The following is a 15,966-nucleotide window of genomic DNA, read 5'->3' on the forward strand; positions in this document are numbered from 1 at the left end:
TAGTGGTTAATAGATTTCTATACATAATAATCATAAAATGTTAATATTATGGCATGCAAAAAACACATGTGTATTGCGTTTGATTACTAGTGTACTGACACATTCATAATTAGCCTAACTGCACTGCCTATTTTTCCATCTGCTGCGTTGTCATCAATCGACGTAGCCACCGCTACGCCTCATTCCTCCGCCTTGCAGGCTGGTAAAATATTCAGCACAGTTAGACTAAAGATGAATGTGTCAGTACACTAGCACCTATGTTGAAAAGAATAGGGAAGAAAGGCAGGTTTATTATGGAGAAAGTCGTAAAAAAGTTTGGATTTAAAGACCAGTTTGGTTATGTGTTTGGTGATTTGGCTGGAAGTATGGTTAATCTATACATCGACATGTATGTGTTAACATTTAGCACGTATGTTTTGGGGATCAGCGCTGCATGGATGGCAGGATTGTTTTTGTTCGCAAAAATATGGGATGCAATTAATGATCCATTGATCGGTTCCTTACCAGACCGATTTAAAATAGGAAAATCAGGGGACAGATTTAAACCGTTTATTAAGATTGCTATGATTCCGTTAGCTGTTTCAGTGCTTATGTGCTTTGCAGATGTTTCAAGCTGGCCAATGACAATGAAGCATATATGGATTGCGGCAGGATATCTGGTTTATGGCATGAGTTATACAGGAACATCAATGCCATATGGCGCAATGTCATCTGTTATTACGAGAGATCCGGTGGAAAGAACAAAGTTATCAAGAGCGAGAAGCCTTGGCGGTACAGCAGTAGGCGTCTTATTCCTTCCGCTTGTCCCGATGTTTATCTGGAATGATGATCAGTCAGCGAATCCAAAGGCATTTTTTGTCCTGGCAATTGTAGCTGCAGTTTGTAGTATTGCTTTTTATATCGTATTATTATCATGTACTACTGAAAGATACTCCGCAGAAGAGGTTAAAAAGAAAACATCCGGGGATTACAAGTTTTTTAGTGTGTTAAAGGAAGCCGTAAAAAACAGGCCTCTGCTTGGTATTATGCTTGCATCCTTCGGTAATTGTATTGCATCTGCATCTATGGGATCAATGTCAAGCTATTTATACAGGGAATTTTACCACGCACCCAGAATGATGGCATTAACATCACCACTGAGCATTCCAGTATTATTAGCTGCATTTCCATTAATACCAAAGCTTGCACAGAAATTTGGAAAAAGAAAAGTGATTATTGTAAGTGCAGCATATAATGTGATATTTTCTTCCATGCTATTCTTCTTCCCGATTAAAAATGTTTACTTGTATTTAGTATTAAGTACATTGGCTAATCTTGGTCAGACAGGATTTATGATGTTGATTTGGGCATTTGTGACAGATTGTATTGATTATCAGGAGTGGAAAACTAATAAAAGAGCAGATGGAACGTTATACTCAATCTATACGTTTAGCAAGAAAATAGGCACTTCCATTACACATAGCGGTGTTACATATATGTTAGCGGCAGTTGGATATGTTTCAGGTGTCAAAGTGCAGGCGGCGGGGGTTGGTGACAGCATACGCGGTATTGTCACAATTATGCCTGCAATTGCCGGAATTGTTGAAATCATTGGTATGGCTGTGATTTTTAATCTTTCTAAATCAAAGATGGAAAAGATATATGCAGATCTGAAAGAAAGACGCGAAAGAGCAGAATTAAAATAAAAAAGGAAAGGGGCAGAATGGATGAAGGAAGTAATCATTGAGTCAGCCTGTGGAAAAATAAGGGGACTTGAGTCTCATGACGGGGTACAGAAATTTTATGGAATTCGTTATGCCGCAGCCGGAAGATGGGAATATCCTGTTGAAGTTAAAAAATGGGATGGAATATATGATGCGACATCATTTAAAGATGCAAGTGTTCAACGAAGAACTTTTTATCCGGAACAGGCAGATTCATTTTACTATAATGAATTTCGTAAGGATGAGACATACACATATAGTGAGGATTGTCTTTTCTTAAATATCTGGAAACCAGAGAAATGTAAAAATGCACCGGTCATACTTTACATTCATGGAGGAGCATTCCAGGGTGGATGCGGTAATGAAAAACATTTTGATGGTTCCTCATATGCTAAAAAAGGAGTTATTTTTATTACATTTAACTACCGTTTAGGACCTCTGGGCTATTGTGCCTTGCCAGAGCTGCAAAAGCGGGATGGACATACAGGAAACTATGGGATGTATGATCAGTTTACAGCGCTTAAATGGGTATATAACAACATTGAAGCATTTGGAGGAAGTCCTGCGAATATTACTTTGATGGGACAATCAGCGGGTGCGATGAGTGCGCAGCAGCTGTGTATGTCTCCAATTGCACAAAAGTATATTTCGAAAGCGATCATGACAAGTGGCGGCGGCATTAGTGATTCATTTGGGAATGCGGTCTGTGTGGAGGATACATTTCCTTTTTGGAAAAGCGTCATGGAAAAAGTTGGAAGAAACCTGGAAGAATGGGTTTCCTGTGATTTGAAAGATTTATTCGATGCGGTGTTTGCAACAATGGAACAATATCCTAACGCGATACAGAATTGCAGTCCGGTGATCGATGGAAATATGATTCTGTACAATACAAATGAGATGCATTTTAATAAAATGCAGGCGGCAATTCCTTATCTTATGGGAAGCACAAAAGATGATATGCTGCCAGAAGAGTTAAAAAGAATGGCTAAGGATTGGGTTGTATTACAAACAGAACAAGATATGATCCCATCATATTGTTTTTACTTTTCTAGAAATCTTCCCGGGGACGACAGGGGAGCATGGCATTCCAGCGAATTATGGTATACAATTGGAGCTTTAGACCGGTGCTGGAGACCAATGGAAGAGTGGGATTATAAAGTGTCACAGGTTTTGACAAGCTATTTTAGTAATTTTGCAAGAACAGGTAATCCGAACGGGGATAATCTTCCAACATGGAATCCGACATGCAGTGAGTGTGACAATATTCTGATTGTTTCAGATACAGATATTTATATGGGAAAATAAGTGACAGGAAGTGCCTTGCAGGCGGTAAAGGAGGCAGCATGATTCAGATGAATAACAACTGGTGTTTTTCTAAGTTACCAGAAGTGAATATATCAGATATAGAGAATATTGAACAATTGGACTTAGAAAATATTCAGATGGAAGAGATAACAATACCTCATACGTGGTATGAAGATGGTAATGCGTATGAAGGAGCAGTAGTATACACAAAGAAACAGACCATAGAAGCGAGCCCTGGTCATCATATATTTCTTCAATTTGAGGGAGCTGACAGATGGTGCAGAGTATATGTAAATAACGTGTTTGTCGGGGAACACAAAGGGGGCTATTCTGCATTTGCCTTCGATATAACACAGCAATGCCTGATTGGTAAAGACAATGATATTACTGTTTTATTAGATAATCGTTCCTGGGACACAATATCTCCATTAGCAGGTGATTTCACGGTTTTTGGAGGTATTTATAGAAATGTAAATTTAATAGAGACAGATGAATGTTGTTTTGACCGGACCTATTATGGAACAGACGGAGTAATTGTATGTACAGATTTGGATGATAAACAAAATGGATTGATTCATATTGTGGCACATGTGTCAGGAGTCGCAGACAGCAGACTTTCATTGCGTTACATATGCAGAAATGCCTCTGGAAAGGTAGTACTGTCAGAAGAGGCAAACATCGGGGAAAATGAATATCAGAGCTGTAATCAGGAAAACAGCAAGAAATCTTTCATATTGGAAACAACATTTTGTGTGGAAGAACCAGCATTATGGAATGGGGTAAGTGCTCCTAATATGTATAGTCTGGTTGTAGAATTAGTAAGAAATGGTACTGTAATAGATCATGTGGAACGATCGATCGGATTTCGGAAAGTTACGATAAATCCAGAAACAGGTTTCTATTTAAATCATGTATCAATGAAAATTCATGGTGTGGCAAAGCATCAGGATGCAGGCGGATTCTTTTCAGCAGTGGCAGAACGGGAGGTAGACATGGATTTTGCACTGATAGATGAGATTGGAGCAAATGCAGTACGCTTAAGCCATTATCAGCATTCTGGCTATACATATGAGAGATGTGACCGGGATGGCTATATTACATGGGCAGAGATCCCAATGCTTAAGATGACAGAAAATGAGCAGCTGCAGCAGAATGCCATGCAGCAGCTAACGGAGCTGATCCTGCAGAACATTCATCATCCGTCCATCTGCTTCTGGGGAATTCAAAACGAGATCGCCATGTTCCGGGATGCTGCTTTTGCTCATAAGAATGTAGCAAGACTGTATGATCTGGCAAAAAAATTAGACCCTGGCAGAATCGTAACCTGTGCGAATCTCTACCCGATGAAGGCGCAAAGTAAGTTAAATCAGTTAACCGATATGGTGGGTTATAATATCTACTTTGGGTGGTATTATGGAAAGATGCAGGATTACGGTCCTTATCTTGACCGGCTTCATGACGCGCTGCCGGACGTACCGCTTGGAATCAGCGAATATGGAGTGGATGCAGATGTGCGGCTTCATTCAGAGACACCTCTGGTAAAAGATTATTCAGAGGAATTTCAGGCACTGTTTCATGAGACTGTATATCCCCAGATCGAGGCAAGGAATTATTTGTGGGGTAGTTTTGTCTGGAATATGTTTGATTTTTCCAGTGCCAGGCGGGATGAAGGCGGTCAAAAGTATATTAATGCCAAAGGTCTGGTTACCTATGACAGGAAGGTGAAAAAGGACGCATTTTTCTATTATAAAGCAAAATGGTCTGCTCAGCCGTTCCTTCATATCTGTGAGAAACGGTTTGAAAAGCGCTGCTGTGAACGTCTGAATATCAAAGTCTACACGAATCTGCCCGAGGCAGTGCTAACGCGGGAAAGTGATGGGGATGCCAAAGCGGTTACTGCCAGGAATCTGGGAAACGGAAAGATCGTTTTTTCTGATATACTGCTTAGAGACGGCCGGAATACTTTCAAGGTCAGCGGCAGAGCAAAGGATGGGACACATATAGAAGATGTGGTTACATATGAGAGGACAAAGTATCCTGAAAGATCTTATCAACTGCCGGAAAATGAGGCAGGAACTACAGTACAGAACTGGTTTCTGAACGAAGACGGAGTCAATACGGAGCAGTATTATTCAATTAAGGACCGTGCTGAGGATCTGCTTGAGAATGAGGCATGCCGCAGGATATTAAGCTCTTATCTTCCAGAGGTTACCGTATTGCTTGAGAAAGGTGTGATTCCGATGGGGCTTGCGCTCATTAGTATTCTGAGCAGGGATAAGGAGATCGATAAAAGGATCGATGTAAAAGCGATGAATCTGGAACTGATGAAGATCGTGAAAGAGAGTTGATTTATAAAGATGGAAACAGGATATTACTTTGTGCGATACATATAAGTAATGTCCTGTTTCTATTGTTTACTTAATTGTGCAGTCTGACCTGCATATAGGTGGTCCATATGATTTCTACGGCCTTAAATCCACAGTTTTGTATTGTTTTCAAATTTCCCGCGGTAATTGATATCATTTGTTTTTATTCCCTCCACAAGAAAACTAGAGGTGTGGATATCACAGATTACTGCCTGAAAAGTATGGGTAGTATCAAGCATTTTCTGATAATAGCTTTCAGGATTGTAATGAGCAGATTTATATCCGATAAAATATCCGATAAGCAGTGCGGTAACTTGGATTGCTATGGAGAGGATTATCTTACGTCTTTTCATGGCCGGTACCTCCGTGAGGATGTTAAATTATTTGTTATCATGTTATAGTGGATCGATATGTAAATAAAAGTGTAATGGATGATTTTTCTATTATTTAAAGTATAGAGTTGGGATAAGAAAAAGTCTATAGAAAGTTGGGAGATATTTAGCATATCATCTCCAATCTCTTTTCACTATGGATTTTATGGCATTTACATCGTACAATGGAATCAAGCAGATCAATGTTAGGATCGGCTTTTGAAATGCTAGGTAAGAAGATATTATGATGTAAGAAAATGGAGGCAGAATGTTATGAAGAGGATCGTACTTGGATCTGCATCACCGCGCCGCAGGGAGCTGATGGCGCAGATCGGATTAGAGTTTGAGGTTGCGGTCAGCCATAAAGAGGAGTATTACGAAAGCGTGGTACCGGAGGAGATCGTGAAAGAGCTTGCTTTGATGAAGGCGGAGAATGTAGCTTCTGAGTTGGAGGAACAGGGGGCTTTGAGGGATGCGATCGTGATCGGAGCTGATACGATCGTGGTATTGGATGACCAGATCCTGGGAAAACCGAAGGATGAGCCCGATGCATTCCGTATGCTTAAGGAACTGCAGGGGCGTGCACATCAGGTATTTACCGGAGTGGCCATATTGAATTTTGATAAAGAAGGAGTCAGGAAGATTCATAATCATGCGGTGGAGACAAAGGTATATGTGCATGAGATGGATGAGAATGAGATCAATGCCTACATCCAGAGCGGGGAGCCCATGGATAAAGCGGGCGCATACGGGATCCAGGGGAAGTTCGCGGCCTATATAGATCAGATAGAGGGGGATTATTATAACGTTGTAGGGCTGCCTGTTTCCTATGTATATCAGCAGATCAAGACAATACAGGGTGAAGAAAGGAGTTAGATCAGATGAAGAAGCGGGAAGCATCTAACTGCGAATATTGCATGAACTATGAATACGACGAAGATTATGAATGTTACGTCTGCACGCAGAATCTGGATGAGGACGAGATGGTGCGGTTTGTGAAAGGGGACTTTCATTCCTGTCCTTATTATCGGTTTGGGGATGAGTATAAGATCGTGAGGAAGCAGATGTAGTGCAAAGGGGTCAGGCCCCTTTGCAGTCCATATTCAGAATATTCAGGAATTAGAAATAATAATGTTGCTTACCGGCGGAGTTGCCCTGTATTTTGGTACAACTCCCCCTATACAACTGTCCAGAGTGACCTTCCGTTATCGCGGAGCCACTTCTGGGCTTTTTTATATTCGGGAAGGATGGACTCAACGATCTTGTAGAACGCCGCAGAGTGATTCATTTCCCTGCGGTGGGCGAGTTCGTGGACGACAATATAATTAAGAACTTCTTCCGGGGCGAAGATGAGCCGCCAGTTATAGTTGAGGTTCCCTTCACTGGAACAGCTTCCCCAGCGGGTCTTTTGCTCGCGGATCGAGATCCGGCCATAGCTTACGTGCATAATGGAAGCAAAATAGGCTGTTTTTTGAGTAAATATGTCCCGGGCTATTTTGATATAACGGTTTCTCTCATTTGCAGTAAGCGGGGGCTTCTCAGGCAGTGGATTCTGCTTTGCTTTACTGACATATTTTAAGATCCAGGATTCTTTTTCCAGTAGAAAACGGTCAATCGCAGTGTCCGGGCATCTTTTAGGAGCCCGGACTTTTACTTTGCCGTCAGGAGAGATCTGGATTGCCAATGTTTTGCGGCTGCTGTATATGATTTCGTATTCAAACGGATGGTTCATTTTTAATTACCTCTTCAATGTCCTTTTCAATATATCAATATATTTACCAATATACTTCTTTCATAGTTTAGCAAGGGCGCAGGGATAGTGCAAGACTCAAAAGGCTGTGCCAGATACAGAAATTGTTTGATATATTCTCCCAGGCTGATTATAATTGAGAAGAACACCAACGATCTTAATCGAAAGGAATTTCTTTTGAGTCATGAATAATAAAATCTTAATCACAGAGGACGATGCCGTTCTGGCTGAAGGGGTAAAGATGAACCTGGAGGTTTCCGGTTTTACAGTCCTTATTGCACATAATATAAAAGAAGCCAGTGCCTGTCTTACAGAAGAAAACATCTGTTTGTTGATCCTGGATGTGAATCTGCCCGATGGGGATGGAGTCGAGTTTGCACGTAATCTACGCACCCGTCAAAAGCTCCCTATCATTTTTCTGACAGCAAAGGATATGGATGAGGATATGATCGCGGGCTTTCAGGCAGGAGCTGATGATTATATCACAAAGCCGTTCAACATACAGGTCCTGATCCAGCGGGTGGGGGCAGTCCTGCGCAGATATCAGCCCTTAGAAGAGGAAATGACAGCGATGAAGGTAGGCAATCTTTCCATTGATTTTGAAAGCTATACAGTGATGAAGAAGGGGAAAATGCTGTCGCTGACTCCTACAGAGTTTAAACTGCTTGCAATGTTCTGCCAGAATCCGGGAATTGTGCTGACCAGACAGGTACTCCTGGAAACGTTATGGGACAAAGAGGAAAATTATGTGGATGAACACACTCTGACTATTTTTGTGAGCCGCCTGCGGGGGAAGATATCGGATGAGAAGTTTACCTATATCAAGACTGTCTATGGGACCGGATACCGCTGGATCGGCGCTGAATAGAGGAGACTGGCATAAGAAAGGATGTTTCGAAAATCATGGAGAATTGGATCGTATTAACAGCCATATGTGCCGCTGCCGTATTATGTACTGTCTGTATCTGTGTAGGGATATGGGTCCACATGAGGCGTAAATATGTTGCTTTTTCAGATGAGATCTGCCATTCCATAGATATGATCCTGAAAGGAAAAGGCACCTCGGATTTTGAACTTGATGAGGAGACTCTGCTCTCCAAGATCCAGATAAGACTGAAAAGACTTTCGGAGATCACGGAAGCGGCAGCAAGGGAGAGCGAGGACCAGAAAAAGCAGGTGCAGAGCATTGTCTCAGACATTTCGCATCAGCTAAAGACTCCGATCGCGAATATCACAATGTACTGCGATACGGCTCTGCGCCCGGAGATTTCGGAGGACATGCAGAAACAATGTATTAAGACTATGGAGAAGCAGGTGAAAAGGCTGGATGATTTGATCCGGTCGCTGGTGCAGATGTCCCGGCTGGAAAATCATATCATTGAACTTCATGCAGAGGAGAATAATCTTAAGAACACGCTTTTGGAAGTTACCGAAAGCGCCAGGCTCAAGGCTCAGAAAAAGAAGATCAGCGTTGAGCTTAAGTGTCCCCGGGAACTGACTCTGCGTTATGATGAGAAGTGGACGGCGGAAGCGATTTTTAATCTTGTGGATAACTCCGTCAAATATACGAAAGACGGTGGAAAAGTCCTGATCTTTGTTGAGCCGATGGAAATGTATACCCGGATCACGGTACAGGATAATGGTGTGGGCATCGCACCGGAACATATCAACGATGTCTGCAAGCGTTTTTTCAGGGAAGAAAAGGCCAGCCATGTAGAGGGCGTCGGGATCGGACTGTATCTGACCCGGGAGATCATCATGAGACAAGGCGGATATCTTAAGATTCAGTCAGAGGAAGGGAAAGGGACAAAGGTGCAGGTGTACCTGTTAAATCACTGGGAATAAGAGTTATACACATCAAAGGATGCTGTGATGTGTATAACTCTTATTTCTTAAAGGAACTTTATGTAATTCTTGCATTTTTCGAGAGGATTTTGAAACATTTCCCTGCTATCCTATTTTCAGAACAGGAAAAGAACTTTTAAAGGAGTGTGTGACATGAGTATACTGAAAACGGAAAACCTAAAGAAATATTATGGGAAAGAGCCAAACATCGTGCGCGCGTTAGACGGCGTATCCCTGGAAATAGAAGACGGAGAATTTGTTGCGATCGTGGGGACATCGGGAAGCGGGAAGTCTACTCTTCTGAATATGATGGGAGGTCTGGATGTACCTACGAAGGGAAAAGTGATCATTGGCGGCAAGGATCTGTCCGGGATGGATGACGAGCAGCTCACCATTTTCCGGCGCAGAAGGATCGGATTTGTATTTCAGAATTATAATCTGATTCCGATCTTAAATGTCTACGAGAATATCGTGCTGCCGACTTCGCTGGATGGCGAGACACCGGATGAGGCATACCTTAAGAAGATCATTTCTCTGCTTGGGCTGGAGGAAAAGCTGACAGAGATGCCGACCAACCTTTCCGGCGGACAGCAGCAGAGAGTTGCGATCGCAAGGGCGCTTGCAGCGAAGCCGGCTATCATTTTAGCAGATGAGCCGACAGGAAACTTAGATTCCAGGACCAGCCAGGATGTGCTGGGGCTGATTAAAATGACAAGCAGGCAGTTTCACCAGACGGTTGTGATGATCACACATAATGTAGAGATCGCACAGCTTGCTGACAGAACCATTCGGATCGAGGATGGAAAGATCAGGGAAAGCAGGTGGAATTCATGAGTAAGTCATCAGGGCAGCAGCATAAAAGAGCAGAAAAAGTAAGTGCTAATAATAACGGGAAATCTATCTGGAAACTGGCAGTCAACAGCGTAAAAAGCAGCAGGATGCGCAACATTTTCATCGTATTGACGATCACGCTGTCCGTCAGTCTTCTGATGGTCATGGCTCTGTTTTATGCGGAGCTCGACACGGAACGCTCCCGGCAGGTAGCGAAGATGCAGCATGTCATTTATTATGGCCTGGACAGAGAGCAGATAAATGATCTTACAAAGGATGACAGAACAGAATATGTGCTGGGAATGAAAAAGGGACAGAGCATGGAAGTGGATGGTAAAATGATCCAGCCTGTCTGTTATGATAAAGATCCGGCCAAATCGGGCGGAGTGAAAATCAGCACGGTGGATCCCGTCAAGGGCAGAGTACCGGAGAAAATAGATGAAGTAATGTTGTCAGATGCCCATTGTAAATTCCTGGGAATCAAGGGAGAGCCAGGGGAAAAGGTGTCTTTTACGTTCCTGGACGGGACGACGGAGGAATTTGTAATATCAGGACTCTTTCATCTGGAGGGAGAACAGAAATATTTCTCGATCATCTTTTCGCCGGAATATGGAGAGCATGGTTCCCAGCTCAAAGACATGACATACGACGGAATCGTCAGGATTCAGGGAGCAGCAGATATGAGCCAGTCTGCATTTCTGGAGGAGATCCGTACCTTAGCAGCTGATTATGGAATTGAAAGAAAGAATGTAAACGAGAATAATGCGTTCTTAAATACACTATCCGGAGGGGATATGCAGGCACAGCAGAACCTTCTGGTCATCGGTGTGGGAATCGGAATTTTGTTTGTCAGTGTCCTTGTCATCTACAGTGTGTTTTATCTTGCTGTAGTAGGCAGGATCCAGCAGTTCGGTCAGCTTCGCACGATCGGTATGACGAAACGTCAGATCCGCCGCATGGTGCGGTATGAGGGGCTGATTCTATGCGGTATCGGGATCCCGGCGGGTCTGCTGATCGGCGGATTGACCGGCTATCTCATCAAACCTGCCGGATGGAGCTGGATGAATACATTATTGATCGGTGCCTGTGTGGTAATTGCAGATATTATCACAGTATTGATTTCTGTGCGCAAACCGGCGGTGATCGCATCCTCCATTTCTCCGGTAGAAGCGAGCCGGTATTCTGGGGTGGACGTGAAGGCATCTAAAAAGCTTTCACGAAAGATCACACCTGTCAGCCTGGCATCTATGAACCGCAGCAGGAACAGGAAGAAGGCAGTGCTGACGATGATATCTCTTGGAGTTGGCGGAGTGTTATATATGCTTGCCGCATTTTTTATCACCTCCACAAGTCTGGAAGGGTACTCCCGTCAGGGAACATTTGGTTTTGGAGAATTTGTGATAGATTTCTCTTATAATATGACGAATACATTAGAGCATGGGCAGACGGACCTTCAAATCAATAATCCGATCAATGAGTCATTTATTGAAAAGCTGGAATCTATCGATGGAGTGGAACACGCAGGAGTGTATCAGGACATACCGGTAAGATGGGAGGCACACGGGGAGAACGAGCAGGAGAATATGGTTTCGTTTAGCAAAAAGGAAGAGGCAAAATTGAAAACGATGCTGGAGGAAGGCAAAGTAGACTATGATGCCATGATGAAAGAGGATTCGATCCTGATACAGTATAATGACCTGAACGAGGAAATATTTGGCTGGAGATATGAAATCGGGGATAAAGTCAGGCTTTTCTGGTATGACGGGGAAAAGGAACAGGAGAAAGAAGTTACGGTTGCAGGAATCCTGGACACCACAGCTTATATAAGATACAGTAATAATTATGGATCATTTATTTTCCCGGAAGAGAAACTGGCACAAATGACAAACGGCATGAATCTGAACAGCCAGGTGGTTCTTAAGACTGACCGGGAGAAAGAGGACCAGATCGAAAAGGAAGTACGGAAGATATTGGACGATTACCCATCCTTAACACTGTCAACGTTAAAGGAGCGGGAAGAGACAGACGAGAAGTCGTTTACCCTTCTTTTCTCAGTATTGCTCGGACTTAGTATTTTCATCGTAGCATTCAGTATCCTGAACATGCTGAACACACTCATCAGCAATATTCTGACCAGAAAACGGGAATTTGCCATGCTGCAGTCCGTGGGCATGACTACAAAACAATTATCCCGCATGATTCAGACAGAAGGGCTGATGATGACTGCAGGAAATCTCGCGATTACACTCGTGTTCGGAACGGCAGCGGGATATGCAATGATTAAGATTTTACAGTATTTTGATGTGAATTACATGCATTTTAACTTTCCGGTAGTTTTGTTCCTGGCGTATGCGGTAGTGACTGCAGTCATACCGGTGCTCGTGTCTACAGTGATGATTAAGGGATTCCAGAAAGAAGCGCTGGTGGAAAGGCTGAGATAGAGAGAGTAAAGACAGCGTCTATGTAGTATAAATAAAGATTGGCATAGGGAGAGGAACGGCTGTGGTGACTGGAGGCAGCCGTTCCTTTCTATTTGGTTACAATTCTTTTTTTCGAAACGTTGTAGGACTCATCCCCACCCATTTCCGAAAGGTCTCTGCATAATAACTTGCGCTGGCAAATCCAACGGATAGTGCAATCTCGGTGACGGGCATATCCGTACCGCGCAGCAGCTCGATACTCTTATTGAGCCGGTACTGGTTCAGATACATAGTAGGGGTCATCGAAAAGTATTTAGAGAATAACTTACAGCATTTGCTTTGTCCGACCAAGCCGGACGAAGCGATGTCTGTAAGCGAGAGTTTCCCGGCATAATTTTTCTGGATAAAACCAACCATATCTTTTGTGATCGTAAGATCACGATCCTGCCTGGTATTTTTGGGATCATCTGCAGGCATATTTTCATAAAGAAGGGACCAGATCTTAGAAACTCCTGACAAAGCCTTTAACGGAGCGGCTTTGGAGTCCTTATTCTGATAGATGGAACAAATCTGGTCGTATATATTCCTCTCCCAGGAAATATCTGAGTGGAGCTGAACAAACGGTATCCTTCTGTTTCTGATCAGCGGGAGGACGAAGTCCTGCTCATACGAAGGGACGGAACAAAGCAGCATCGGATGGAAAAGGATGCAGATAAAATCACACTCTGTCTTTGTATCCGAATATCCAAAATGCATCTGTTCGGTATTTACGAAAATCCCCTCGCCTCCTCTCAGCGTCAGAGTATCCCCGTTTACGTTATATTTCATTTCCCCGGATATAACGGCGATCATCTCAACATCAGCGTGCCAGTGATTTGCCGCAGTGTAATTCGGATAATGGGAAAGGAGGTCCCTCTGGATATAGATTGGATAATCATTGCAGTCATATTGTACTTTTTCAGAGAAATCTTCATTCAATTCCATAGAAATCGGCATATTAAAACCTCGCAGAATTGTTATAGTATTTCATAGATATTCGATAGAAATATCCTGTAATGCATCCTATAATTATAATCTGTAATGAAATAAGCGTCAACGGAGGAAAGAAGGATGTTTGCAGATTATCATGTACATACAGAGTTCAGCGACGACTCTGTCTATCCGATGGAGAATGTGGTAAAGGATGCTATAAAACTGGGCATAGATGAGATATGTGTGACGGATCATGTAGATTACGGAATCAAGGTGGACTGGGATTCGGGAAAAGAGTTCAGATACCATGATGGAGACCCCTATGCTAATGTAGATTACCCACGGTATGTAGAAATGATTGACAGGCTGAACCGCCGGTACGGGAATCAGATCACAATTAAAATGGGGCTCGAGTTTGGAGTGCAGAGACATACGATTCCTCAGTTCGAAGCACTTTTCCGGCGCTATCCGTTAGATTTTGTGATTCTGTCGGTGCATCAGGTGGACGATCAGGAGTTCTGGACACAGGATTTTCAGCGGGGAAAGACGCAGCAGGAATATAATGAGCGGTACTATGAGGAAATGCTCGCGGTTGTGAAGAGTTTTAAACACTACAGTGTACTGGGGCATATGGACCTGATCACGCGGTATGATGAGGCGGGGATCTATCCTTTTGAAAAGATCCGGCCCATCGTGGAAGAAATTTTAAAGATTGTGATAGCGGATGGGAAAGGGATCGAGATCAATACCTCATCCCATAGATATGGCCTGACTGATACGACTCCTTCTCTGGAGATTTTGAAACTGTATCAGAAACTGGGCGGCAGAATCCTGACGATTGGCAGCGACAGCCATGAAAAGGCACATCTTGGGGCACATATTGGTGAAACGAAAAAGCTTCTGCGGGATCTGGGATTCAGACAGTTCTGTACCTTTGAAAAAATGCAGCCTGTCTTTCATGATCTGTCAGAGTAAATGGAGAGGGAATGGACAGATTCTATGGAGCAGAAAGAATTTCGAAAAAAACTGGCGGGGCTGGTCCTTCCAATCACATTGCAGCAATTCATGCTGTCAGTCGTCAGCGCATCCGATGCTCTGATGGTCGGCGCGATCGGACAGGATCTGTTATCGGCGGTATCCCTGGCGAGTCAGATCACCTTTGTCTACAATCTGTTTCTTGCCGCAATGACGATCGGGACGAGTATATTTGCAGCACAGTATTGGGGAAAGGGGGACAAAGCTTCGATCGAGAAGATCCTGGGCATCGTACTTAGGATCTCTCTTATCGTATCATTTGCCTTCTTCCTCGCGGCAACATTTTTCCCCGCACTGCTGATGAAGATTTTTACCACGGACACCAGACTGATCAGCTATGGCACGGAGTATTTAAGGATCGTGGGAATCACGTATCTTATGTGCGGCGTTTCGCAGATCTATCTTTGTATCATGAAAAACAGCAGCCTGGCGTCCAAAGGTATGGTGATCGGTTCCGTGACTGCATTCTTGAATCTCATTCTCAATGCAGTATTCATCTTTGGACTGTTCGGGGCGCCTCGTATGGAGGCAGCAGGAGCGGCAGCGGCGACAGCGCTTTCCCGTGTGATCGAGCTTGTATGGGTCCTGGCAGAGCATGGGAAGGAAGGACGGATCAAGATGCGGCTTGGTTATTTTTTGAAGCAGGACAAGAGACTGAAGCAGGATTTTTGGCACTATACGCTCCCGGTTCTTGGGAATGAACTGGTTTGGGGCGGAGGCTTTACAATGTATTCGGTTATCATGGGCCATCTCGGGACAGATGCAGTCGCGGCCAATTCCATAGCCAATATTGTGAAAAATCTGGCCGCGAGCCTGGCACTTGGTATCGGAAACGGGGGAAGTATCCTTGTGGGAAATGAGCTTGGTGCAGGGAATCTTGAGAAGGCCCGGATTTATGGCGGTAAGCTGTGCCGCATTTCCGTTAAATATGGCGCTGCATCCGGCATCTTCCTGCTTATAATAAGCCCTTTTGTTCTGTATATCACAGACCTGTCCCCCCAGGCAGACCGTTATTTACAGTGGATGCTTGTCATGTGTACCTATTATATGATAGGAAGATATGTAAACGGCACAACGATCGCAGGTATTTTCTGTGCCGGAGGAGATTCCAGATTCGGTCTGCTGTGCGACACGGTCACACTGTGGTGCTTTACGGTTCCGGCAGGATTGATTGCAGCTTTTTGGCTGAAATGGCCTGTGCTGGTCGTGTATTTTATTATAAATCTGGATGAGATCGTAAAACTTCCGGCAGTGTACAGGCATTATATAAAGTATAAATGGATGAAGGATTTGACTGTGATAGATAATGTTAAATAGACTGTGCTTAGTTAAAAAGCTGTAAAATTCTACGTTGAATTTTACAGCTTT

14 protein-coding genes are annotated in these 15,966 nt (G+C 43.5%); 11 read left to right on the forward strand and 3 right to left on the reverse strand.

What is annotated here, in order from left to right; all coding sequences use genetic code 11:
• Positions 1-257 precede the first annotated feature (257 nt).
• Genes AC4OGX_RS12970 through AC4OGX_RS12980 form a run of 3 tightly spaced genes read left to right on the forward strand, consistent with a single transcriptional unit; the run spans position 258 to position 5,356 of the window.
• Entirely contained in the window at positions 258-1,685 is a 1,428-nt protein-coding gene (locus tag AC4OGX_RS12970) for an MFS transporter (protein ID WP_493330990.1), read from the forward strand.
• Positions 1,686-1,706: 21 nt separating this feature from the next.
• Positions 1,707-3,008 (forward strand): carboxylesterase family protein, encoded by a 1,302-nt coding sequence (locus AC4OGX_RS12975; protein WP_493330992.1) that lies wholly within the window; start codon positions 1,707-1,709, stop codon positions 3,006-3,008.
• A 38-nt stretch (positions 3,009-3,046) separates the two neighbouring features.
• Positions 3,047-5,356 carry a glycoside hydrolase family 2 protein gene (locus AC4OGX_RS12980; protein WP_493330994.1) on the forward strand — a complete coding sequence of 770 codons (2,310 nt, stop codon included), beginning with the start codon at positions 3,047-3,049 and terminating at the stop codon, positions 5,354-5,356.
• Positions 5,357-5,478: 122 nt separating this feature from the next.
• On the opposite strand, the gene AC4OGX_RS12985 is transcribed toward AC4OGX_RS12980, so the two are convergent.
• Positions 5,479-5,727 carry a hypothetical protein gene (locus AC4OGX_RS12985; protein ID WP_493330996.1) on the reverse strand — a complete coding sequence of 83 codons (249 nt, stop codon included), beginning with the start codon at positions 5,725-5,727 and terminating at the stop codon, positions 5,479-5,481.
• 291 nt (positions 5,728-6,018) lie between these two features.
• Between AC4OGX_RS12985 and AC4OGX_RS12990 the strand changes: the two genes are divergently transcribed.
• Positions 6,019-6,621 (forward strand): Maf family protein, encoded by a 603-nt coding sequence (locus AC4OGX_RS12990; RefSeq protein ID WP_493330997.1) that lies wholly within the window; start codon positions 6,019-6,021, stop codon positions 6,619-6,621.
• A gap of 5 nt (positions 6,622-6,626) precedes the next feature.
• Complete coding sequence (locus AC4OGX_RS12995) at positions 6,627-6,815, forward strand: DUF6472 family protein (RefSeq protein WP_493330999.1); 189 nt, start codon at positions 6,627-6,629, stop codon at positions 6,813-6,815.
• Positions 6,816-6,922: 107 nt separating this feature from the next.
• Here AC4OGX_RS12995 and AC4OGX_RS13000 read toward each other — a convergent pair whose 3' ends face one another.
• Positions 6,923-7,477 (reverse strand): M48 family metallopeptidase, encoded by a 555-nt coding sequence (locus tag AC4OGX_RS13000; protein ID WP_493331001.1) that lies wholly within the window; start codon positions 7,475-7,477, stop codon positions 6,923-6,925.
• Positions 7,478-7,679: 202 nt separating this feature from the next.
• On the opposite strand from AC4OGX_RS13000, the gene AC4OGX_RS13005 reads away from it, so the two are divergent.
• From AC4OGX_RS13005 to AC4OGX_RS13020, 4 genes are all read left to right on the forward strand, one after another.
• A complete protein-coding gene (locus AC4OGX_RS13005; RefSeq protein ID WP_493331002.1) occupies positions 7,680-8,363 on the forward strand; it encodes a response regulator transcription factor in 684 nt (227 codons plus the stop codon).
• A 35-nt stretch (positions 8,364-8,398) separates the two neighbouring features.
• A complete protein-coding gene (locus AC4OGX_RS13010; protein WP_493331004.1) occupies positions 8,399-9,340 on the forward strand; it encodes a sensor histidine kinase in 942 nt (313 codons plus the stop codon).
• Positions 9,341-9,493: 153 nt separating this feature from the next.
• Positions 9,494-10,174 (forward strand): ABC transporter ATP-binding protein, encoded by a 681-nt coding sequence (locus AC4OGX_RS13015; protein ID WP_493331005.1) that lies wholly within the window; start codon positions 9,494-9,496, stop codon positions 10,172-10,174.
• Positions 10,171-12,612: an ABC transporter permease gene (locus tag AC4OGX_RS13020; RefSeq protein WP_493331006.1), complete on the forward strand. Its 2,442-nt coding sequence runs from the start codon at positions 10,171-10,173 to the stop codon at positions 12,610-12,612. The genes AC4OGX_RS13015 and AC4OGX_RS13020 overlap by 4 nt, the downstream gene beginning before the upstream one ends.
• A 96-nt stretch (positions 12,613-12,708) precedes the next feature.
• Here AC4OGX_RS13020 and AC4OGX_RS13025 read toward each other — a convergent pair whose 3' ends face one another.
• On the reverse strand, positions 12,709-13,587 hold the full coding sequence (locus AC4OGX_RS13025; RefSeq protein WP_493331007.1) for an AraC family transcriptional regulator: 879 nt from the start codon (positions 13,585-13,587) through the stop codon (positions 12,709-12,711).
• 114 nt (positions 13,588-13,701) lie between these two features.
• Between AC4OGX_RS13025 and AC4OGX_RS13030 the strand changes: the two genes are divergently transcribed.
• Together AC4OGX_RS13030 and AC4OGX_RS13035 are read left to right on the forward strand one after the other, a co-directional pair.
• Positions 13,702-14,538 carry a histidinol-phosphatase HisJ family protein gene (locus AC4OGX_RS13030; RefSeq protein WP_493331008.1) on the forward strand — a complete coding sequence of 279 codons (837 nt, stop codon included), beginning with the start codon at positions 13,702-13,704 and terminating at the stop codon, positions 14,536-14,538.
• Positions 14,539-15,915 (forward strand): MATE family efflux transporter, encoded by a 1,377-nt coding sequence (locus AC4OGX_RS13035; RefSeq protein WP_493331009.1) that lies wholly within the window; start codon positions 14,539-14,541, stop codon positions 15,913-15,915.
• The last annotated feature ends 51 nt before the right edge of the window (positions 15,916-15,966 follow it).

This window comes from Faecalicatena sp., assembly GCF_058819085.1.